Annotated in this window: 26 protein-coding genes; 24 read left to right on the top strand and 2 right to left on the bottom strand. The window is 42.4% G+C overall.

The genetic code is table 11. From position 1 onward, the window contains the following. Positions 1-3 precede the first annotated feature (3 nt). From FC30_RS06055 to FC30_RS05975, 17 genes are all read left to right on the top strand, one after another. Entirely contained in the window at positions 4-1,032 is a 1,029-nt protein-coding gene (locus FC30_RS06055) for an L-threonylcarbamoyladenylate synthase (protein ID WP_010688650.1), read from the top strand. A gap of 78 nt (positions 1,033-1,110) precedes the next feature. After that, positions 1,111-1,740 (top strand): uracil phosphoribosyltransferase, encoded by a 630-nt coding sequence (gene upp, locus FC30_RS06050; protein WP_010688651.1) that lies wholly within the window; start codon positions 1,111-1,113, stop codon positions 1,738-1,740. A gap of 235 nt (positions 1,741-1,975) precedes the next feature. Next, the gene (atpB, locus tag FC30_RS06045) at positions 1,976-2,692 is read left to right on the top strand and encodes a F0F1 ATP synthase subunit A (protein WP_010688653.1); all 717 of its coding nucleotides are present in this window, start codon (positions 1,976-1,978) and stop codon (positions 2,690-2,692) included. A gap of 37 nt (positions 2,693-2,729) precedes the next feature. Beyond that, a complete protein-coding gene (gene atpE, locus FC30_RS06040; protein ID WP_004049169.1) occupies positions 2,730-2,954 on the top strand; it encodes a F0F1 ATP synthase subunit C in 225 nt (74 codons plus the stop codon). Positions 2,955-3,012: 58 nt separating this feature from the next. Further along, positions 3,013-3,540 (top strand): F0F1 ATP synthase subunit B, encoded by a 528-nt coding sequence (atpF, locus tag FC30_RS06035; RefSeq protein ID WP_010688654.1) that lies wholly within the window; start codon positions 3,013-3,015, stop codon positions 3,538-3,540. Further along, positions 3,527-4,069 carry an ATP synthase F1 subunit delta gene (gene atpH / locus FC30_RS06030; protein ID WP_010688655.1) on the top strand — a complete coding sequence of 181 codons (543 nt, stop codon included), beginning with the start codon at positions 3,527-3,529 and terminating at the stop codon, positions 4,067-4,069. Before atpF ends, atpH begins: the two co-directional genes overlap by 14 nt. Positions 4,070-4,091: 22 nt before the next feature. Then, positions 4,092-5,603: a F0F1 ATP synthase subunit alpha gene (atpA, locus tag FC30_RS06025; protein WP_010688656.1), complete on the top strand. Its 1,512-nt coding sequence runs from the start codon at positions 4,092-4,094 to the stop codon at positions 5,601-5,603. Between the two features lie 19 nt (positions 5,604-5,622). Beyond that, positions 5,623-6,564 carry a F0F1 ATP synthase subunit gamma gene (locus FC30_RS06020; protein WP_010688657.1) on the top strand — a complete coding sequence of 314 codons (942 nt, stop codon included), beginning with the start codon at positions 5,623-5,625 and terminating at the stop codon, positions 6,562-6,564. A gap of 23 nt (positions 6,565-6,587) precedes the next feature. Beyond that, complete coding sequence (gene atpD / locus FC30_RS06015; RefSeq protein WP_035448888.1) at positions 6,588-7,994, top strand: F0F1 ATP synthase subunit beta; 1,407 nt, start codon at positions 6,588-6,590, stop codon at positions 7,992-7,994. 14 nt (positions 7,995-8,008) lie between these two features. Next, complete coding sequence (locus tag FC30_RS06010) at positions 8,009-8,428, top strand: F0F1 ATP synthase subunit epsilon (RefSeq protein WP_010688659.1); 420 nt, start codon at positions 8,009-8,011, stop codon at positions 8,426-8,428. 178 nt (positions 8,429-8,606) lie between these two features. Continuing rightward, positions 8,607-8,837 carry a DUF1146 family protein gene (locus tag FC30_RS06005; RefSeq protein WP_010688660.1) on the top strand — a complete coding sequence of 77 codons (231 nt, stop codon included), beginning with the start codon at positions 8,607-8,609 and terminating at the stop codon, positions 8,835-8,837. A 31-nt stretch (positions 8,838-8,868) separates the two neighbouring features. Next, on the top strand, positions 8,869-10,176 hold the full coding sequence (murA, locus tag FC30_RS06000; RefSeq protein ID WP_010688661.1) for a UDP-N-acetylglucosamine 1-carboxyvinyltransferase: 1,308 nt from the start codon (positions 8,869-8,871) through the stop codon (positions 10,174-10,176). A gap of 201 nt (positions 10,177-10,377) precedes the next feature. After that, on the top strand, positions 10,378-11,370 hold the full coding sequence (gene mreB / locus FC30_RS05995) for a rod shape-determining protein (protein WP_010688662.1): 993 nt from the start codon (positions 10,378-10,380) through the stop codon (positions 11,368-11,370). Continuing rightward, positions 11,370-11,627 (top strand): membrane protein insertion efficiency factor YidD, encoded by a 258-nt coding sequence (gene yidD, locus FC30_RS05990; protein WP_010688663.1) that lies wholly within the window; start codon positions 11,370-11,372, stop codon positions 11,625-11,627. The genes mreB and yidD overlap by 1 nt, the downstream gene beginning before the upstream one ends. Before the next feature lie 21 nt (positions 11,628-11,648). Further along, positions 11,649-11,870: a DUF2969 domain-containing protein gene (locus FC30_RS05985; protein ID WP_010688664.1), complete on the top strand. Its 222-nt coding sequence runs from the start codon at positions 11,649-11,651 to the stop codon at positions 11,868-11,870. Between the two features lie 92 nt (positions 11,871-11,962). Then, positions 11,963-13,165, top strand: coding sequence for an FtsW/RodA/SpoVE family cell cycle protein (locus FC30_RS05980; RefSeq protein WP_010688665.1), 1,203 nt, complete (start codon positions 11,963-11,965; stop codon positions 13,163-13,165). A gap of 11 nt (positions 13,166-13,176) precedes the next feature. Further along, positions 13,177-13,530, top strand: coding sequence for an arsenate reductase family protein (locus tag FC30_RS05975; protein ID WP_010688666.1), 354 nt, complete (start codon positions 13,177-13,179; stop codon positions 13,528-13,530). Positions 13,531-14,347: 817 nt separating this feature from the next. Here the strand turns inward: FC30_RS05975 and FC30_RS05970 are convergent. Then, positions 14,348-15,088: a gamma-glutamyl-gamma-aminobutyrate hydrolase family protein gene (locus FC30_RS05970; RefSeq protein WP_010688667.1), complete on the bottom strand. Its 741-nt coding sequence runs from the start codon at positions 15,086-15,088 to the stop codon at positions 14,348-14,350. 114 nt (positions 15,089-15,202) lie between these two features. On the opposite strand from FC30_RS05970, the gene sufC reads away from it, so the two are divergent. The 6 genes from sufC (at position 15,203) to FC30_RS09480 (ending at position 20,599) form a co-directional block, all read left to right on the top strand. Continuing rightward, positions 15,203-15,982: a Fe-S cluster assembly ATPase SufC gene (gene sufC / locus FC30_RS05965; protein WP_010688668.1), complete on the top strand. Its 780-nt coding sequence runs from the start codon at positions 15,203-15,205 to the stop codon at positions 15,980-15,982. Between the two features lie 12 nt (positions 15,983-15,994). Continuing rightward, positions 15,995-17,284 carry a Fe-S cluster assembly protein SufD gene (sufD, locus tag FC30_RS05960; RefSeq protein ID WP_010688669.1) on the top strand — a complete coding sequence of 430 codons (1,290 nt, stop codon included), beginning with the start codon at positions 15,995-15,997 and terminating at the stop codon, positions 17,282-17,284. Further along, a complete protein-coding gene (locus tag FC30_RS05955; RefSeq protein WP_010688670.1) occupies positions 17,265-18,491 on the top strand; it encodes a cysteine desulfurase in 1,227 nt (408 codons plus the stop codon). The genes sufD and FC30_RS05955 overlap by 20 nt, the downstream gene beginning before the upstream one ends. Further along, the gene (gene sufU, locus FC30_RS05950) at positions 18,488-18,940 is read left to right on the top strand and encodes a Fe-S cluster assembly sulfur transfer protein SufU (protein WP_010688671.1); all 453 of its coding nucleotides are present in this window, start codon (positions 18,488-18,490) and stop codon (positions 18,938-18,940) included. Before FC30_RS05955 ends, sufU begins: the two co-directional genes overlap by 4 nt. Next, entirely contained in the window at positions 18,933-20,336 is a 1,404-nt protein-coding gene (sufB, locus tag FC30_RS05945; protein WP_010688672.1) for a Fe-S cluster assembly protein SufB, read from the top strand. The genes sufU and sufB overlap by 8 nt, the downstream gene beginning before the upstream one ends. Before the next feature lie 110 nt (positions 20,337-20,446). Next, on the top strand, positions 20,447-20,599 hold the full coding sequence (locus FC30_RS09480) for a hypothetical protein (RefSeq protein WP_010688673.1): 153 nt from the start codon (positions 20,447-20,449) through the stop codon (positions 20,597-20,599). A gap of 261 nt (positions 20,600-20,860) precedes the next feature. Here the strand turns inward: FC30_RS09480 and FC30_RS09890 are convergent, their stop codons facing one another. Continuing rightward, complete coding sequence (locus FC30_RS09890; protein WP_420896556.1) at positions 20,861-21,187, bottom strand: helix-turn-helix domain-containing protein; 327 nt, start codon at positions 21,185-21,187, stop codon at positions 20,861-20,863. 208 nt (positions 21,188-21,395) lie between these two features. Between FC30_RS09890 and FC30_RS05940 the strand changes: the two genes are divergently transcribed. After that, positions 21,396-21,749 (top strand): hypothetical protein, encoded by a 354-nt coding sequence (locus tag FC30_RS05940; protein ID WP_010688674.1) that lies wholly within the window; start codon positions 21,396-21,398, stop codon positions 21,747-21,749. Positions 21,750-21,817 lie beyond the last annotated feature (68 nt).

Raw genomic sequence — 21,817 nt, 5'->3', positions numbered from 1 at the left:
ATAGTGCTGATAACTGAGATCTATACACCAGATAAAGTTGCTTTGGCCGCTAAAGAACTACAGTTGGGCGAGTTGGTCGCTTTTCCGACTGAGACCGTTTATGGGCTAGGGGCCGATGCAACTAACGCTCAAGCGGTCAAACGCGTTTATCTTGCTAAAGGACGTCCGTCAGATAATCCTTTGATCGTGACGGTTTGTTCACGGGAAATGGTCGAACGCTACGTCGAAAAATTGCCTACAGCAGCCCAAAAATTGATGGATGCCTTTTGGCCGGGCTCGTTGACGATCATTTTGCCGATCAAACCCGATTCACTGCCCAATGCAGTCACGGGTGGCTTAAAGACCGCGGCCTTTCGGATGCCTGACAATCAAACAACGCTAGAATTGATCAAAGAAGCTGGAGTCCCATTAGTTGGACCATCAGCTAACTCTTCGGGCAAACCGAGCCCTACGACAGCCGAACACGTCTTTCATGACTTGGAAGGTAAGATCAAAGGGATCGTTGATGATGGTCCGACTACGGTTGGGGTCGAATCCACGATCGTTGACTTAAGTACCGCTGTGCCGACTGTTTTGCGTCCAGGAGCAGTCACACCCGAGCAGATCAGCGAAATTTTAGGTTGTGAAGTGCGTTCAGATAAGCATCATGTTGGTCAAGCCGAGACACCTAAAGCTCCCGGGATGAAATACAAGCACTATGCTCCTGATGCTCAGGTCTTGATCGTAAATGCTGCTGAGTGGGAAGAAGCTTTGGCTTGGGCTAAGGCACAAACGGCTAAGATCGGCGTGATGGCTTTTGAGCCAGAAGTAGCTAAAGTGTCTGAGCTACCAGAAAATATCGCAGGCTACTCGTTAGGCACAGACGTCAAGAGTGCTAGCAGTAGGCTCTTTTCGGGTCTCAGAACTTTTGATAGCCAAGACTACATTTTATGTGCAGGCGTTGCCGAGACAGGTTTAGGTGAAGCTTATATGAACCGCTTAAAGAAAGCGGCTGGAAATGTTTTCTTTAAGGAATTCAGTAAGAATAAATAATTTAACGCGAATAGTAGCAAATAGGCGCGTTTTCGGCTAAAATAAGTAGCAGAGCTAGACAAAGGAGGAATTTTAACAATGGGTAAATTTGAAGTCTTAGATCATCCATTGATCCAACATAAACTAACGATCATTCGCGACAAGGATTGCGGGACACGGGAATTTCGTCAATGTGTCGATGAGATCGCAACTTTGATGGCATATGAAGTTTCACGTGAGATGCCGTTAGAAGATGTTGAGATTGAAACACCGATGGGCAAGACATACAAAAAACGTTTGGCTGGTAAGAAAGTCGTCGTTGTACCGATCTTACGGGCTGGACTTGGGATGGTAGAAGGTATTTTGAATCTTATCCCTGCTGCTAAAGTTGGTCACATTGGGATGTATCGTGATGAAGAAACGATGCAACCACACGAATATTTCGTTAAGATGCCTAGCGATCTAGCTAGTCGTGAAGTTTTTGTGGTCGATCCAATGTTGGCAACTGGTGGTTCAGCTATCATGGCTGTAGATGCTTTGAAGAAGCGCGGTGCGCAATCGATCAAGTTTGTGTGTTTAGTTGCTGCGCCAGAAGGTGTGGAAGCTTTACGTAAAGCACATCCAGATATCGATATTTTCGCTGCTGCTTTGGATGATCGTCTTGATGAAAATGGTTATATTGTTCCTGGTTTAGGTGACGCGGGTGACCGCTTGTTTGGTACTAAGTAGACAAGTCACGCAATGTGTCGCGTAGTCTAAATTAGTCAAACGCTTTAAATACGGTTGTTGCTCCATTTCTCCAACTTTTGAAATAAATTCATTTTCGTTTTGAATTTTGGGGGATTTGGTGGTATTATTGCTTTTGTATTCAAAAATAGTTTTTTATCTATGCTTGAATCTTAATCTTATGGTTCGACCATTTTGTTCAACCGTATTGATCACAATTGAAAAGAGGTGAAACTTGGTGAATGAAGAAGCTCAAGTTTTGAAGCTTTTTGGTATTCCTTTTAATGTAGGTAACTGCCTTTCAGGACTGGTTTCAGCATTGATCGTCTTTGGGCTCGTCTTTTGGTTTTCACGCAGATTGCAAATGAAGCCAAAGGGTAAGCAGAATATGATCGAGTGGATGATCGATTTTACAAATGGGATCGTCAAAAGCTCCATGCCTGATGAACAGGGGAAAAAATATGGACTCCTTATTTTTACTCTCTTCTTGTTTATCTTTGTTTCTAACCAAATAGGATTGGCTATTCAGCTTCCAATTAATGGTGTAAACTACATTAAAAGTCCAACTGCTTCGCCCGCGACGACTTTGACATTAGCATTTCTAGTCTTGCTCTTGTCACATCTCATGGGGGTTGCGAAGTTTGGCTTTAAGGGATATGTCAAGAATTCGTACTTTAGTCCAATGCCGGCCTTATTCCCAATTAATGTTTTGGAACAATTTACGAATTTCTTGACCCTGGCATTACGTCTTTACGGTAACATCTATTCTGGTGAAGTGTTGTTGACTGTTATCTATGAACAGTTGGCTAAATCACATACACCGTGGACGTATTTACCAGCGATTCCACTCGAAATGATTTGGCAGGGATTTTCAATCTTTATTGGATCGATCCAAGCTTACGTTTTCGTAACATTGACAATGGTATATATTTCTCAAAAGGTCGAAAAAGAATAATTAACTTATAGGATTAATTTTAAGGAGGATTTTTATTATGACAACAGCTTTAGCTTTACTTGGTGCGGGTCTTGCCGCAGGTTTTGCTGCTATCGGTACAGGTGTTGGTAACGGTTTGGTTATCGCAAAAACTTTAGAAGGTATGTCTCGTCAACCTGAACTTTCAGGCCAATTACGGACAACAATGTTTATCGGGGTCGGTTTGATCGAAGCTGTGCCGATCATCGCTATCGTTATCTCATTCATGTTGATGGCTAAATAATCTCTGATCTATCAGTATAACTTTGTCACATTATTGAAAGATTAGGAGGTGTCAATGAATGAACTCAGCATTACTATTGGCTACTGCTGAAGGTGGTGTACAATGGGGCGACTTCTTATTTTATCTCTGTACTTTCTTGATTTTGATCGCACTCGTTAAGCATTTTGCTTGGGGACCTGTGACCGAAATGATGGAAAAACGGGCCGATAAGATCGCAAACGACATTGATTCGGCAGAAAATGCCCGTAAAAAAGCGGAAGAGCTCGCAGCTAAACGTGAATCAGCGCTTAAAGATTCTCATGTTGAAGCTTCAAAAATCATTGATCGTGCAAAGAAGAACGGTGAACAGCAAAAAGCTACCATCGTAAATTCGGCACAAGAAGAAGTCAGCACATTGAAAAAGAATGCTAAAAAAGACATTGAACAAGAACGCCAAGAAGCGCTCTCCAATGTTAAAAACGATGTAGCTGCTTTATCTGTTGAAATTGCTTCAAAGATCATTCAAAAGGAATTGAGTGCTAAGGACCAAGAAGCCTTGGTCGACTCTTATATCGAAGGGTTGGGGAAGCAAGATGGCATTAGATAAGCAAACAATAGCTAAACGTTATGGAAAAGCTTTGTTTGAAACAGCTAAGGAACAAGATGTTTTGACAGAAACTTCTAGTGAATTAGCTCAGATCAAACAAGTCTTGCAAGCAGAACCACAATTTGTTGATTTCATGACAAGTGCAGCAATCAAACATGATGCTAAGCTTGAAATGTTAAAAAATCTACAAAGTGGTACTTCTGAATTGACATCTAACTTGTTAGCGATGTTATACGATTACAGACGGATCGCCAATTTAGAAGATATTATTGATGAATTCAACAGATTAACTGATGAAGACGAAAAGACAGTCCGTGCAACGGTGACAACTGCGGTCGAGTTGGATCAAACTCGTAAAGATAAGATCGCAGCTTCCTTTGCTAAGGTAGTCGGAGCTAAAAAAGTAGAACTTGAAACAGTAGTTGATCCCGAGATCATTGGCGGGGTCGTCTTGAAATCAAGTAGCTATGTGTTTGATGGCTCCATCAAGTCGAAAATCGCAAACATTAAACGTCTGTTATTAAAATGATTTTTAAAGAGGTGAGACTTTTATGAGCATTAAGGCTGAGGAAATCAGTGCTCTTATCAAGCAACAATTAGCTAACTATAAAGACGAACTTACCGTTGATGAAGTTGGTACAGTTACTTACGTTGGTGACGGGATCGCTCGTGCTAATGGTCTTGATAATGCCCTTTCTGGTGAGCTTCTTCAATTCGAAGATGGTACATACGGAATGGCACAAAACTTAGAATCAAACGATGTCGGTATCGTTATCTTAGGTGCTTATAAAGGCATTCGTGAAGGCGATACGGTAAAACGTACCGGTAAGATCATGGAAGTCCCTGTTGGGGAAGCTTTGATCGGCCGTGTAGTAAACCCCTTAGGCCAACCGATCGACGGTTTAGGGGAGATAAAAACGGACAAGACTCGTCCGGTAGAACGTAAGGCTCCTGGCGTTATGGAACGTCAATCTGTTAATGAACCACTTCAAACAGGTATCAAAGCGATCGATGCACTTGTGCCGATCGGTCGTGGCCAACGTGAATTAGTTATCGGTGACCGTAAGACTGGTAAGACATCAGTTGCGGTCGATACGATCTTAAATCAAAAAGACCAAGACATGATCTGTATTTATGTCGCTATTGGTCAAAAGGAATCGACGGTTCGTACTCAAGTAGAAACATTGCGTAAATATGGTGCAATGGACTACACGATCGTTGTTTCAGCTGGGCCATCTTCACCAGCGCCATTGCTTTGGTTAGCTCCATATGCTGGGGCTGCTATGGGTGAAGAATTCATGTTCAACGGTAAGCATGTTTTGATCGTGTATGATGATCTTTCAAAACAAGCTGATGCTTACCGTGAACTTTCCTTGATCTTGAGACGTCCACCTGGTCGTGAAGCTTATCCTGGGGATGTTTTCTATCTTCACTCACGTTTGTTGGAACGTGCAGCTAAACTTAGTGATGAATTAGGTGGCGGTTCAATGACTGCTTTACCATTTATCGAAACTAAGGCTGGTGACGTTTCAGCTTATATTCCAACTAATGTTATCTCCATCACTGATGGTCAGATCTTCTTGGATAGCGATAACTTCTATTCTGGTATTCGTCCAGCTATCGATGCGGGTACTTCTGTTTCCCGTGTTGGTGGTTCGGCTCAGATCAAAGCGATGAAGAAAGTTGCTGGTACATTACGTTTGGACTTAGCTTCATATCGTGAATTAGAATCATTTGCACAATTTGGTTCTGATCTTGATGAAGCAACACAAGCTAAGTTGAATCGTGGTCGTCGGACAGTTGAAGTCTTGAAGCAACCACTTCACAAGCCACTTCCAGTTGAAAAGCAAGTCTTGATCTTATATGCTTTGACACACGGTTTCTTAGATTCTGTTGTTGTTGATGAGATCTTGCGTTATCAAGATGAAATGTTTGATTTCTTTGATAACAACCACAAAGATCTCTTAGATCACATTGCTAAGACTGGTCAATTACCAGACACAGATAAATTAGATACAGCAATCAAAGAATTTGCTGCTTCTTTCCAAGCAAATTCAAAATAAGAAAGGGTGGTGAGAGCTAATGCCAGCTTCTTTACAAGAAGTTAAGCGTCGAATCGTTTCGACTAAGAAAACTGGACAGATCACAAGTGCGATGCAAATGGTCTCGACTGCTAAGTTGAGTCAGATCCAAAAGCACTCTGTAAGTTATCAAGTTTATGCTTCGAAGATTCGTAGCGTGATTACCCATTTGGCACAATCTCATCTACTTGATTTTGCTTCAGCAGTTGAAAGTGGAAAAGACCAAGTGGGCAAACTCAACACCTTAGGTATGCTAAAACAACGTCCTGTGAAAAAGACCGGGATCGTCGTTGTGACTTCAGATCGTGGCTTGGTTGGTAGCTACAACAGCAACGTTATCAAACAAACGCTTGATCTGATCAAAGAAAACGGCCACACCAAAGATGATGTTGTGATCATCGCAGTTGGTGGTACCGGGGCTGAATTTTTCAGTAAACGTGGTTACAACGTTACGTATGAATTTCGCGGTGTCAAAGACGTACCGACATTTAGAGAAGTACGTCCGATCGTTGAAGCTATCGTGACGATGTATAGCAATGGTCTGTACGATCAATTATTTGTTTGTTACAACCACTTTGTTAACACTTTGACCTCTATTTTCCGTGCTGAAAAGATGTTACCTATCACAGCTGAAAATATGGGTGATGATGACTTGACTGCACTTGATGAAGATCAAAAGTATCATATTGAATATGAAACAGAGCCTTCACGTGATGCGATCTTAGAAGTTATCTTGCCTCAATATGCGGAAAGTTTGGTTTATGGAGCTATTTTAGATGCTAAGACTTCTGAACATGCATCAAGTTCGACTGCGATGAAGTCAGCTTCTGATAACGCTAAAGATATTATTTCTGCGTTAGAACTTCAATACAACCGTGCACGTCAAAGTGCGATCACAACTGAAATTACGGAAATCACAGGTGCGCAAGCTGCCTTAGATTAGAACGATTAGGAGGAATTAACTAGATGAGTTACGGTAAAGTAGTTCAGGTAATCGGCCCAGTTGTCGATGTCCAATTCCCTCTTAGTGAATCCTTACCTGATATCAACAATGCTTTAACAGTTGAACGTGAAGATGGAACAAAATTGGTGATCGAAGTTGCTCTTGAATTGGGTGACGGCGTAATGCGTACGATCGCGATGGATTCCACTGATGGCCTTCAACGTGGGGCAAAAGTTGTTGATAACGGCGCAGCTATCAGCGTGCCCGTTGGTAATGATACTTTGGGACGTGTTTTCAACGTCTTAGGGGAAACAATTGATAATGGTCCAGAAATTAGTGCCGACCATCGCAGAGATCCTATCCACCGCGATGCGCCAGCTTATGACCAATTAAACACAAGTACAGAAATTCTTGAAACAGGGATCAAAGTTATCGACTTATTAGCTCCTTATATCAAGGGTGGTAAGATCGGTCTGTTCGGTGGTGCCGGTGTTGGTAAGACCGTTTTGATCCAAGAATTGATCCACAATATTGCACAAGAACATAACGGTATCTCCGTCTTTACTGGTGTTGGTGAACGTACACGTGAAGGTAATGACCTTTACTTTGAAATGAAGGAATCAGGCGTTTTAGAAAAAACAGCCATGGTCTTTGGTCAGATGAACGAGCCACCTGGAGCCCGGATGCGGGTTGCCTTGACTGGTTTGACGATCGCGGAATACTTCCGTGATGTTGAAGGCCAAGACGTGTTATTGTTTATCGATAACATTTTCCGCTTTACTCAAGCTGGTTCTGAAGTTTCCGCCTTGTTAGGCCGTATTCCATCTGCCGTTGGTTACCAACCAACATTGGCAACTGAAATGGGTCAATTGCAAGAACGTATCACTTCAACTAAGAAGGGTTCTGTTACATCTATCCAAGCCGTTTACGTGCCTGCCGATGACTATACTGACCCTGCGCCAGCAACGACCTTTGCTCACTTGGATGCTACAACTAACTTGGAACGTTCCTTGACTCAACAAGGTATCTACCCAGCTGTTGACCCATTGGCATCTACTTCAAGTGCTTTAGCACCTGAGATCGTGGGTGAAGAACATTACCGTGTAGCGACTGAAGTCCAACACGTATTACAACGTTACCGTGAATTACAAGATATCATTTCGATCTTAGGTATGGACGAATTATCTGATGAAGAAAAAGTTATCGTTTCACGTGCCCGCCGGATCCAATTCTTCTTGTCCCAAAACTTTAACGTTGCGGAACAATTTACTGGTGTTCCAGGTTCTTATGTACCAGTTGAAGAAACAGTTAAAGGCTTTAAAGAGATCCTTGAAGGTAAGTACGATGATCTTCCAGAAGATGCTTTCCGGAGCTGTGGTCCGATCGAAGATGTTGTGAAAAAAGCTGAACAGATGACACAAGGCAATTAAGGGGGTAGCGTCCAATGGATGAAAAACCTGTATTAACTGTCAATGTGGTTACGCCTGATGGATCAGTTTATGAAAATACAACTGATTTAGTGATCTGTACAACAACAGTCGGGCAAGTCGGTATCATGCCGAACCGCCTACCTTTGTTGGCATCACTGGCAATTGATAAAATCAGAGTCAAGACAGGTGAAGATACCTTTGATGAAGTCGCAGTTAGCGGTGGATTCATCGAATTTTCAAACAATGTTTTATCTGTAGTTGCATCAGCAGCTGAAAGAAAAGAAGAGATCGACACTTCACGGGCTGAACGGGCGCGTAAGCGTGCGGAGGCACGGATCGCTAAAGCTAAAGAAAACCACGATGATAATGAATTACAACGTGCTGAAGTTTCTTTACGTCGGGCGATCAACCGTTTGAGTGTTTCGAAGAAATAATCAAAAAGATCCTTGTCATTTTGGCAAGGATCTTTTTTTAACAACTGGGTAAGCATTTTATCTGATTTTTGTGTAGATATAGCTATATTTTTTTAGAGATTCGCCGTAAATGAGTGACTGAACTGAAAAATTATGCTATGATTATTTCGGATTGAGTAAAAGAGAAGAGGGAAAAAAGATGCAATATATAGGAATAATGGCGCTTTTGACGATCATCAGTCATTTTGTCTTTATCGCCTTGGCATTTGTGGGGCTCCAGTCTTTGAGACTCGATCGCTACATTGAACCGGCACGGCAAAATAGCTTCCGGCTTGTCTTAGTCATGGTCGCGGTAGCTCTTGGTTTTGCTTGCAGTTCGTTTTTTACGAGCTTTGTGGACAATGTGGTACATCTATCATATCTGATTTAAATAAATATAGTAATTTTCGGAGGAGTAACAATTGGAAAAGATTATTGTGCGTGGCGGGCATAGATTGAATGGAACAGTAGAGATCGAAGGAGCAAAAAATGCGGTCTTACCGATTTTAGCTGCGGGTATCTTACCAAGTGAAGGCCGCACCTTTTTAACAAATGTTCCGATCTTATCTGACGTTTATACGATGAACAATGTGATCCGCTTTTTAAACGTTAAGGTTGGTTTTGACGAAGAAAATAAAACGATTGCATTGGACGCAACTAATGAACTTTCTTATGAAGCACCATTTAAGTATGTCTCAAAGATGCGAGCATCGATCGTTGTTTTAGGACCACTTTTGGCGCGTTTAGGTCGTGCTAAAGTTGCGATGCCAGGTGGCTGTGCGATCGGTTCACGTCCGATCGACTTACATTTGAAAGGGCTTGAAGCTTTAGGGGCTGAGATCAACCGACATGATGGTTACATTGAAGCTTTTGCACCAAATGGACTCAAGGGTGCTAATATTTACCTTGATTTCCCAAGTGTTGGTGCAACGCAAAACATCATGATGGCAGCTACTTTAGCCAAAGGGACTACGATCATCGAAAATGTTGCGCGTGAACCAGAGATCGTTGACTTAGCTAACATTTTGAATAAAATGGGGGCTAAAGTCAAAGGTGCTGGGACTGAGGCCTTGAAGATCACAGGGGTCGAGACTTTACATGGCACAGAACACGCGATCATCCAAGACCGGATCGAAGCCGGGACATTCATGGTGGCAGCCGCTTTGACTAAGGGTAATGTTTTGATCAAAGATGCCGTAGCTGAACATAACAAGCCGTTGATCTCTAAATTAGAAGAGATGGGCGTTCAAGTCTTAGAAGAAGAAAATGGTTTGCGTATCATTGGACCAGAACAATTGAAGCCAACAACGATCAAGACTTTACCACATCCAGGTTTCCCAACGGATATGCAACCACAATTTTCGATCTTGCAGTTAGCGGCTAAGGGTACGAGCATCTTGACCGAAACTGTTTTTGAAAATCGTTTCATGCACCTAGAAGAGATGCGCCGTATGAATGCTGACTTTAAGATCGAAGGTAATTCGGTCATCATTTACGGGCCAACTGATTTTTCAGGTGCTGAAGTAGCCGCAACTGATCTGCGGGCTGCTGCTGCCTTAGTTTTAGCTGGACTTTTGTCACGTGGGATCACTCGAGTCACACATTTACAATATTTGGATCGTGGTTATTACCACTTCCACCAAAAATTAGCTGCTTTAGGTGCAGAAATCAAACGGATCGACGATATCACAAACGAAGAATACGTTATTTCTAAGAAAAAGATCAAATAATAATTTTCAGGGCTGCAAGTTATCTTAGCAGCCTTTTTTAATAAAAAATTTTAAAATTAAACCAATTTGATTGGGGGAACACGGTTTTTCAGGTGCAATTAATATGCTATAATTGGCTGTGTGTATTTTAAAATGAATTGAACTGAGATCAACTCTCAGTCCTACTTACATGTGTAATTAAGAACAAAAGGAGAAAATTTTATGGCTAAAGATATCGGTATCGATCTAGGTACGGCAAATGTATTGATCAATGTCAAGGGTAAGGGCATTGTGCTAAATGAGCCTTCCGTTGTAGCTGTCGATACGCAAACTGGCCGGGTCCTAGCAGTGGGTTCGGAAGCCTACAAGATGGTCGGCAGAACGCCAAGTAATATTCGTGCGATCCGCCCATTAAAAGATGGGGTCATTGCAGACTTTGACATGACAGAACAGATGTTATCGTATTTCATCAAGAAGTTAAATGTTAAAGGTGTGATGTCGAAGCCAGCCATTCTGATCTGCTGCCCAACTAATACGACTGACATTGAACGTAAAGCGATCCGTCAAGCCGCTGAAAAGTCTGGCGGGGGCGATGTTTATTTGGAAGAAGAGCCTAAAGTGGCGGCTGTCGGTGCAGGACTCGACATCTTCCAACCTTATGGCAATATGATCATTGATATCGGTGGTGGGACCAGTGATATTGCAGTCCTTTCCTTAGGTGATATCGTGATCAGTCGTTCTTTACGCAGTGCCGGTGATAAGTTGAACGCAAACATTGCTAATTACGTTCGCCAAGAATACGGTCTGATGATCGGTGAACATACAGCTGAAAAGATCAAGATCGAGATTGGCAGTGTCATCAAGGGTCACCGCAACAAGGAAATGACTGTGCGTGGCCGCGATGTCGTTAGCGGGTTACCAAAATCGATCCGCATCACGTCCGATGAAACGGTTGAGGCAATGCGTGACACGATGGATGCTATAATCGCAGCTGCTAAAGAAGTGTTGAGTGAAATTCCACCTGAACTTGCTTCTGATGTAATCGATCGTGGGATCGTGATCACTGGTGGTGGTGCCTTGCTTGACGGGATCGACACTTTATTTGCAGAAGAATTGACGATCCCAGTGATGATCGCAGACACACCACTTGATGATGTGGCAGTCGGTTCAGGTCAATTGCTCGAACAGATCGAAAAACTAAAAAAGAGTAAATAATGAAGATTTTTAGCAAGTTACTTATCTTACCGGTTAAGTTTTACCAAAAGGGGATCTCCCCCTTATTGCCACCGAGTTGTCGTTATTATCCGACCTGCTCAACTTATATGATCCAGGCGATCGAGAAACACGGCGCTTTATTGGGCTTGCTGATGGGATGTGCTCGTATTTTACGGTGTAATCCTTTCGTTAGAGGTGGCTATGATCCAGTTCCGGATCACTTTAGGTTACGTAGAAATAAAAATCCGAAAAAGTGAATTAACATAGGGGGATATACCTTGTCGAAAAAAGAACGTAATATTCAGATCATTGAAAATGAAAAGATGGTGAATGGTAATTTAGTCTTAGAATTGACGATCCAAGATGAAGTGATCGGTAGTGTCAAACAAGACGGAATGCGCTATATTGCCGTTTTATCCAATGGCGAAAAATTAAAGCTCAACTCAAGAAATGAAGCTGTTGACTATCTCTTGCGTGATTACCACTTACACCGCGGATAAGTTAATAAAAAAATAAGTTTGCCGACTGAGCCTTTCTTCAGTCGGCAAATTGTATATAATTAGTAGGAATCAAATAAAAGGAGTGACTTTTAATGGCGCGACAACAGTTCTTACACCGTGATGAAGACGATGATGCTCGTATCGACTGGGGCATTATCTTTTCGGTCCTTGTGTTAGCCGTGATCGGGATGATCTCGCTTTATGTTGCCTTGACCCATGATACAAGTACTGCTAGTGTGACTAGAACGATGATCACTCAGGCAATGTGGTACATCTTAGGGATCGGGGCTGTGATCTTTATCATGCAGTTTGATGCTGAACAGTTGTGGAAGATCGCCCCGTTGGCTTATGGACTAGGGATCTTCTTATTGATCTTAGTGCTATTCTTCTATAGTCGGCGAATGGCGATCCTAAACGGGGCCAAGAGTTGGTTTGCGATCGGCTCGTTATCATTTCAGCCTTCCGAAGTGATGAAACCTGCCTTTATTTTGATGATGGGGCGAGTCATTTCGCAACATAACAGTGAATATCCGGAACACACGACGCGTTCGGATTGGTTATTGTTAGGTAAACTCTTTGCGTGGACGATCCCAGTGGCAGTCCTCTTGAAGTTGCAAAATGACTTTGGGACGATGCTCGTGTTCTTTGCGATCTTAGGGGGGATGATCTTAGTTTCAGGTATCACCTGGAAAATCATTGCGCCGGTCGCGGGAGCCGTGACTGTTTTAGGTAGTTTAGCGATCTTTTTAGTTGTTTACGATAGGACTTTACTTGAAAAGATCGGTTTTCAGGCTTACCAGTTCAAACGGATCGATTCCTGGCTCGATCCTTCTGGAAGTACTAGTGGTAGTAGTTATCAGCTCTGGCAGAGTATGAAAGCGATCGGCTCAGGACAACTATTAGGTAAAGGCTTCAATGTTTCCAATGTTTATGTGCCGGTGCGCCAATCAGATATGATCTTTTCGGTCATTGGAGAAAACTTTGGCTTTATCGGTTGTTGTTTATTGATCTTTATCTACTTATTGTTGATCTTTCAAATGATCCAGGTGACTTTTGATACGAAAAATGAGTTTTATGCTTATATTTCGACTGGGGTCATCATGATGATCTTGTTCCACGTCTTTGAAAATATCGGGATGAACATCGGGCTCTTGCCTTTGACAGGTATTCCATTGCCATTTGTCAGTCAAGGGGGATCAGCTCTGATCGGGAACATGATTGGGGTCGGATTTGTGATGTCGATGCGTTATCACAATAAGAGTTATATGTTTAGTAATGGGACAGATTTTAGATAGGGTGAGTGTAAATGAAAAAATTTTATTGTTATGCACGTTGTAGTACCTGTAAAAAAGCCGAAAAATGGCTCTTGGAAAATCAAGTTCAATTTGACAAGCAAGATCTAGTTGCCGATCCTCCGACTAAAGAGGAGCTCTTAGCGATCTTTGCCAAAAGTGACCGACCATTGCGTTATTTCTTCAATACTAGTGGTCAAGACTATCGCAAGTTGAACTTAAAAGAAAAAGTTCCCACAATGACAAAAGAAGAAGCGGCAACGATGATGTCGGAAAATGGCAAACTCATCAAACGTCCGCTGATGGTCGATGAAAAGACCGTAACTTGTGGCTTTAAGCCTGAAGTTTATCAAGAAACTTGGCTTTGATCAAATAACCGTAATTCTAGCATGGTAAGCGTAGAATTACGGTTATTTTTTTCGCTTTAGGACGGCCTAGTGATGTATTTATTTTTACAGGGTGCTACTTTTTTATAAAAAATCCCCCAGCCGACAAGCAACTGGGGGCACGCTTATCTATCGGTGGTCTTTCAACCAGTCATAGATAATGCTTGATACCAGATTGACTAGGATAGCCAAGATCAAGCTTAGGATTGTGGAGAGCATAGCATTCACCTCTCTCTTGTACTAATTGAAGTTGATCAGACTTCACGTACTTCTTTAGTATATTGACAGGTTGAAATAAATTTTATATGATAGTGGTGTGGAGAGCGTGGATTCATCCTAGCTCTATAATGCAAGCTGATCACTTGCGAACCAGTTTTACCTTCTGACATATATTTGTCAGAGGGTAATTTTTTTGCACTAAAAAAGGCGCTCCGTCCGATGAATTGAGCGGGGGAGAAAATTTTTTATTTGGAGTATATATTTATTTTCCGTAAGAAATAAAAGCAGTATTATTGAGTAAATAAAGAAGAACTCGAGGCGAAATGTTCACCACAGTTTACATATAAATAATAAGAAGCAATTATGGTAAGAGTAAGGATCCAGAAACAGAGATAGGGGGATCATATACAGAAGTCTTGAAATTAGAAAGGACAGCCGTAAGAGATATTGATGCGTAGCTGAAACGTATTCGATAAATGCAGCGTTTAGTAAACAATAGAGGCCTTACTATGATACAAGATCCGCATCATAATAAGGCCTCTGTTATTCATACGGTGCTGACCGCATTGTCTTACACGCTTTATCTTTGTTCGGCAAATTTTTTAGCTTCACCGACAAGATGGATGAAGAGCTTTAAGGAATTCTCGTGGTCTTGGTAAAGTGTTTCGGGATGCCACTGAACACCTAAGAAATTAAAGTTCTTACCGACTGCCGCTTCTACGATCCCGTCTGAACTGTAAGCTACCGGGATCAACTCCGGAGAGATATCTTTTAGCGCTTGATGATGAAATGAATTTACGCGTGCCGAAGTGCCAAAGAAGTCTTGGATCAAGTTGTCTTCTTTGACTTCGATCGAATGTGTCAGTGCTTGCCAAGGTGCTGTCTGGTATTGGTTGTGCTTGACAGCTAGCTTATCGTAGTCGCTTAGATCTTGGTAGAGACTGCCACCTAAAAAGACATTCGCGAGTTGGAGTCCGCGACAGATACCTAAAGTTGGAAGATCGCGTTCATAGGCTTGACGTAAGAATTCGATCTCAAAAGCGTCAAGCGCTGAGTCGATCGCACCTAATTTTAAGCTGGGTTCTTCATCGTAAAAATAAGGATCGATATCTTTACCGCCGGGCAATAAGAGACCGTCGATCCGATCGATCAAAGTACTGATGCTCTCAAGTGAGCTCTTAGGTGGGATGATCACTGGGATCCCACCGGCTTTTTTAACGGCATCTAAATAGCCTTGCCCGATATAGGAGATAGGTAAGTTCGCGTGTTCGGGAATCAAGGCGCCGTTGAAATTTCCGATAATGCCAATGATTGGTTGCACGTAGATGCCTTCTTTCGTAAATATATTTTGAACAAGGTTTTCCAATTGAAAGTAATTCTCAATTAGACTACAATGATGATAGTATACTTATTTAGTTTAGCGGAGGAATGAAAAATGTCAACTCTTGAAGTAAAAAATCTCCACGTTTCGATCGATGGAAAAGAGATCTTGAAAGGCCTTGATCTTAAGATGCAGACGGGGGAGATCCATGCAATCATGGGCCCAAACGGAACTGGGAAGTCGACTTTATCAGAGGCGATCATGGGTAACCCAGCTTACACGATCACTAAAGGTGAGATCTTATTAGATGGTGAAAATATTTTGGATTGGGCAGTTGATGAACGTGCACGCGCAGGGCTCTTTTTAGCGATGCAATATCCAGCTGAGATTCCAGGGGTCACGAATGCTGAATTTATCCGCAGTGCGATCAATGCGCGTTTGCCTAAAGATGAACCGATCTCGATACGAAAATATCTAAAAGACCTCGAAGAAACGATGGCCTTTTTAGACATGCCATTTTCCATGGCAGAGCGCTACCTCAATGAAGGTTTCTCCGGTGGGGAAAAGAAACGCAATGAGATCTTGCAACTGATGATGATCAAGCCTAAATTTGCGATCTTAGATGAGATCGATTCTGGTTTGGATATCGATGCCTTAAAAGTCGTTTCTAAGGGGGTAAATGAGATGCGCAGTCCAGATTTTGGCTCGTTGATCATCACCCACTACCAACGACTCTTGAACTATATCGTACCAGATGTCGTGCATGTCATGATGGATGGTCGGATCGTAACGACTGGTGGCCCTGATCTAGCTAAGCGCTTGGAAGCAGAAGGCTATGCGGGTCTCCGTGATGAATTAGGGCTTGATATCAAGCTAGCAGAAGATAAAGCTTAGGTGGTGGCAAAAATGAGTGCATTAACAACACAAGCCCAGGCACTAGTAGAGTTTGGTAAGCAAACTAATGAGCCTAGCTGGTTTACCCAAAAAAGGACCCAAGCTTTAGAAAAAGCTCAAGAACTTGAGATACCACGCTTTGAAAAAATCAAATATAAACGCTGGCCGATCGAAGTGACTAAGCCGGTGCAAGTGCTCCAAAATGACTTGCCTGAAGCTAAGGCAGCTGAGATCACGATCCAAAATAATGTTGTGGTCGAATTTGGGCAAACAACTGCTAAATTAGAACTCGATCCAGCATTAAAAGCTCAAGGGGTGATCGTCTGTGATTGGCAAACAGCTCTGCAAGAACATCCAGAACTCATCGAAGAGTATTTCATGGAAGCGGTCAAAGACGATGAAAATCGCTTGAATATGCAACATGTGGCTAACGTTACCAGTGGATTGTTGATCTACGTGCCTAAAAATGTCGTCCTAGAAGAACCATTGACGTCGTATTTCATTCAAGATGCTACAACGGAACAAGACTTTGTGCACCATGTTTTATTGATCGCTGATGTCAACAGTGAAGTCTCATATTTGGAGAATTTGCAGACTTACGGTGAACAAAAGACAACAGCCAGCGTGATCGTGGAAGTCTTTGCCAAGGCGGGTAGTCACGTAAAATTTGCCAGTGTCGATCGCTTGGGTAAAAATACGACCGCCTATCTCAATCGCCGGGGGCATTTGGAGCAAGATGCTAAGATCGACTGGTCGATGGGGATGATGAATGACGGTAATATCGTTGGTGACTTTGATTCTGATCTGATCGGTGATGGTTCTCACGCCGAAACTAAAGTCGTTGCGATCTCAACGGGTAAACAAGTCCAAGGGATCGATACCCGCGTGACAAACTATGGTAGACATTCGATCGGCCACATTCTCCAACACGGAGTCATCTTATCGCAGTCATCGCTAGTCTTTAACGGGATCGGCCACATCATTCATGGTGCCAAGGGAGCCGATGCGCAACAGGAAAGTCGGGTCTTGATGCTTTCGACTAAAGCGCGTGGCGATGCCAATCCGATCTTATTGATCGATGACAATGCCGTTACTGCTGGTCACGCCGCCAGTGTTGGGCGGGTCGATCAAGACCAATTGTATTACTTGATGAGTCGGGGCTTGTCAAAAGAGATCGCTGAACGTTTAGTGATCCGTGGTTTCTTAGGCCCAGTTTTGACAGCTATTCCAAGCCGGAAAGTCCAAACAGAGCTCTCCGACATGATCGAAAGGAAGCTTATCGATGGACAAGAAGAAAAATGAGTTTCGTGCTGATTTTAAGATCTTAGATCAAAAAGTCAACGGTGAGCCGTTAGTCTATTTGGACAATGCGGCTACGACCCAAAAGCCCCAAGCTGTGATCGAAAGCTTAGTGGACTACTATGAACATGATAATGCTAACGTCCACCGGGGTGTGCATACCTTGGCTCAACGAGCAACGCAAGCCTATGAAGCTACGCGCCAAAAGGTCAAGGAACTGATCAATGCCGATAGTGAGCGTGAAGTCGTCTACACTAAAGGCACGACGGAAAGTCTCAATTGGATCGCACGGGGTTACGCCCAAAAGATCTTGCAGCCAGGCGATGAGATCGTTTTATCCTATGCAGAACATCATTCCAATATCGTTCCCTGGCAACAGGTCTGCGAAAAAACAGGGGCAAAGCTAGTTTATTTGGATCTAAATACAGATGGGCAAGTCGACTTAGAGAACGCTAAGCAATTGATCAATGAAAAGACCAAGATCGTATCGTTAGCACAGGTGTCAAATGTCCTAGGTGCTGTCAATCCGATCAAAGAACTCGCTCAATTAGCGCATAAAAATGGTGCTATCATGGTCGTGGATGGGGCGCAATCAGTACCTAATATGCCAGTAGACGTTAAAGAATTAGACATTGATTTTCTAGCTTTTTCCGGCCATAAGATGCTAGGGCCAACGGGGACTGGGATCTTGTGGGGCAAGCTGGAATTATTGAACCAGATGTCACCGCTTGATTTTGGAGGCGAGATGATCGATTTTGTCGAATTAGAGCATTCGACCTTTAAAGAAGTTCCGTGGAAATTTGAAGGTGGGACCCAAAATATCGCAGGAGTGATCGCTTTAGGCAAGGCGATCGACTATCTGCAAGCAGTTGGGTTAGCCAATATCGCCCAGCATGAGACCGAGTTGATGGAATATGTCTTGCCTAAGTTGCAAGCGATCGATGGGTTTGAATTATACGGTTCAGCTGATCCAGCCAAACATGCCGGGATCATCTCGTTTAACCTTGCAGGACTTCATCCACATGATACAGCGACAGCACTCGATATGGAGGGAGTTGCGATCCGGGCTGGTCATCACTGTGCCCAACCGTTGATGAAAAAATTACAGATCGCAGCTTCGGCCCGAGCCAGCTTTTATCTGTATAACACTAAAGAAGATGCCGATAAATTAGTGGAGGCATTGATCAAAACAAGGGAGTTCTTTCGATGAGTTTATCCAGTTTAGATAATTTATACCGTCAAATGATCTTAGAACATGCTAACCGTCCCCATCATCATGGTAATCTTCCCGCAGTCGACAAACAGATCGAATTGCGTAATCCGACTTGTGGGGATGTGTTAGAGCTAGAAGTCAAGCTCGATGATGAAGGCAAGATTGCTGACATTGCTTTTAGTGGGACCGGGTGTACGATCTCGCAGGCTTCGGCTTCAATGATGACCGATGAAGTGATCGGTAAGACGCCAGAACAGGTCAGTGAGATGGTCGAGGCTTTTTCCGAGATGATCACTAAAAATGAAGATAAAGATTATGAAGACTTATTAGGCGATGCTGTCGTCTTAGAGGGGGTCGCTCAATTTCCCGCACGGATCAAGTGTGCAACTTTAGCCTGGAAAGCGATCTACCAAGCATTAGAGAAGGAGGACAAAGCCCATGAGTGAAAATACAATGCCTGAATTGGGTGGCGAATACAAATACGGTTTTAAAGATGATATTGAACCGCTTTTTACAACAGGGGAAGGTTTGACTGAAGATATCGTCCGTCAGATCTCGGCTGCTAAAAATGAGCCAGAATGGATGTTAGATTTTCGATTGAAAGCCTATGAATTATACCGCAAGTTGCCAATGCCTGATTTTGGCCCTGACTTGTCACCCCTTGATTTTGAACATATCAATTACTTTAGACGTGATTCCGACCGCGTTGCCCGTGATTGGGATGATGTGCCCGAAGAGATCAAAAGGACATTTGACCGCCTAGGAGTACCCGAAGCGGAACGTAAATACTTAGCGGGTTCTTCGGCGCAGTATGAATCCGAAGTAGTCTATCACAATATGCGCAAAGATTTTGATAACTTGGGGATCGTCTTTATGGATACTGATTCAGCTGTCCAAGAATATCCTGAATTAGTCAAAAAATACTTCGGAAAATTGATCCCACCAGCTGATAATAAGATGGCTGCGTTGAATTCGGCTGTTTGGTCAGGTGGGACCTTTATCTACGTGCCAAAAGGTGTCAAAGTCTCAGTACCGATCCAAAGTTATTTCCGAATCAATGCGGGTAACTCGGGGCAGTTTGAACGGACTTTGATCATTGTCGATGAAGGAGCAAGCATCAATTATGTGGAAGGCTGTACCGCACCAAACTATTCTGAAGATAGCTTGCACGCAGCGGTCGTTGAAGTAAATGTCTTAAAAGATGCTTACTGTCGTTACACCACGATCCAAAACTGGTCCGATAACGTCTACAGTTTAGAGACTAAGCGGGCACGGGCTTTGGAGAATGCGACGATGGAATGGGTCGATGGTAACTTAGGTTCAAAGGTTACTATGAAATACCCAAGTGTCTACTTAGATGGCCGTGGTGCGCGTGGAACGATGCTCTCGATCGCCTTTGCGGGTAAAGATATCGACTCTGATACCGGGGCTCGGATGATCCACAATGCTAAAGATACTTCATCTTCGATCGTTTCGAAGTCTCTGTGTAAAGATGGGGGCCGGGTCGACTACCGTGGACAAGTCCGCTTTGGCCGGCATTCAGACGGTTCATTTGCCCATATCGAATGTGATACGATCATCATGGATGACAAATCAGCAAGTGATACGATCCCATTCAATGAGATCTTGAACGGCAATGTTTCCATGGAACACGAAGCCAAAGTATCTAAGATCTCCGAAGAACAGCTCTACTACTTGATGAGCCGTGGGATCTCCGAAGAAAAAGCGACTGAAATGATCATCATGGGCTTTGTTGAACCATTCACCAAAGAATTACCAATGGAATATGCTGTTGAGTTGAACCGCTTGATCGAATATCAAATGGAAGACTCAGTGGGTTAAAGAAAGCACATCTTGGCGTTGGCTGGGATGTGTTTTTATTTTGGCTAAAAATTTAAATTTGTTCATGCAATGATAGGTGAAGTATTATAGTGGCAAAGAAGGTGAGTGACTTGGATGAAAAGAAGTTTTCATTTACTGCAGAAGAAGTAGCAGAGTTTTTCAAAGAAATAAATTTAGAAGCATTAGTGAACAGTTTACGTTTAAGCATTGATGATGAAAAAAATCCCCGACCAGAAAACACTGGTCAGGGAAAGGGTAATTAAGCGATATCGTAAGGATTAGGGATGATCCTTGTGTCTAAGAGATATTGTTTGATGAAGGTGAGAGTAGCTGTTGTTTACATGTGTGGCTTAAAACCTTCGTTAATAATGTTTCCATTTCAGCTTGAGAATATGACAATGTGTGCATATTGATTACCTCCAATTAATTAAAGTACTACACACAAAGAAAAGGGGCGAGTTTCTCGCCCCAAAACAAAAAGCAGCCGGATGGCTGCTTTTTGCGCACTAATTTGAAAATTTAAGCTAATCGTTTGCAGAGAGTTCCAAGAGTTGAATAAAAGCTTGACTAAATTTATCAGCTTTTTCATCATCTAATTTTCCAAGTTTATTGGTAAGTTCTACAATATTTCGATTTGATTCAAGTTCAGAGGTTGTGTTAGCGACGGCAACTAGATCAGAAAGCGATATATCGAATGCTTCTGCAATTTTTATAAGTGTTTTGATACTAACATTTTGAGCACTAGTTCTTTCTAAGCGTGAAATAAAATTAACGGAAAGTCCGCTTTTTTCGGCTAGTTGTTCTTGGGTAAAGTGATATTTTTTACGAAAGTATCTAACGTTATTTCCAATGTTTACTATTTTTGAGACCTCCTTATCTCTTTTAATAGTAATTAAAATTTTAAAATTGTATAACGGTATAAATGAATACTTTTACAAAAATAAATTATTACTATGTGAATATATTAATTTAGTGCAATAAAAAATGCAAAAACTATTTATATGTGCATATAACAGTAGTGTAATATCGGTATATTCTAATAAAAGGAGAGTGCTCTTAATGAAAAAGAAGAAACTATTGTTTGGTGCTACAGCTGTAGCAACCACTATCGCAACAGGGGTAACAGCACAAGCTGATAGTGTAAATGACAATGCGACTGCAAATGTAGCTCAAGTTAGTGTACAATCACCAACTAAAACTGCTGAAAATAAAGTTGCAACAGCCGACAAAGCAGTTGCCGATGCACAAACAAGTGTCGATACCGCCCAACAAACTGTCAAGCGAACAAAATCTGACTTAGATAGTGCCAAATCTGATCTAGATTCAGCCAAAGATCTAAAAGATCAAGCAACACCTGAAGCTATCGATCAAGCTAAATCAGATGCTGATTCAACTAAAGAAGTTCAAGACTAAGCTCAAACTACTGTTGATCAAACTCAACAAGACGTTGAACATCAAAGCGCAGTTGTCGACTCCGCTAA

Origin of the sequence: Ligilactobacillus animalis KCTC 3501 = DSM 20602 (assembly GCF_001434535.1) — a bacterium.
GTDB classification, from domain to species: domain Bacteria; phylum Bacillota; class Bacilli; order Lactobacillales; family Lactobacillaceae; genus Ligilactobacillus; species Ligilactobacillus animalis.
Note: the sequence above shows the minus strand (reverse complement) of the source record. Positions and strands in the feature narration are given on the sequence as shown.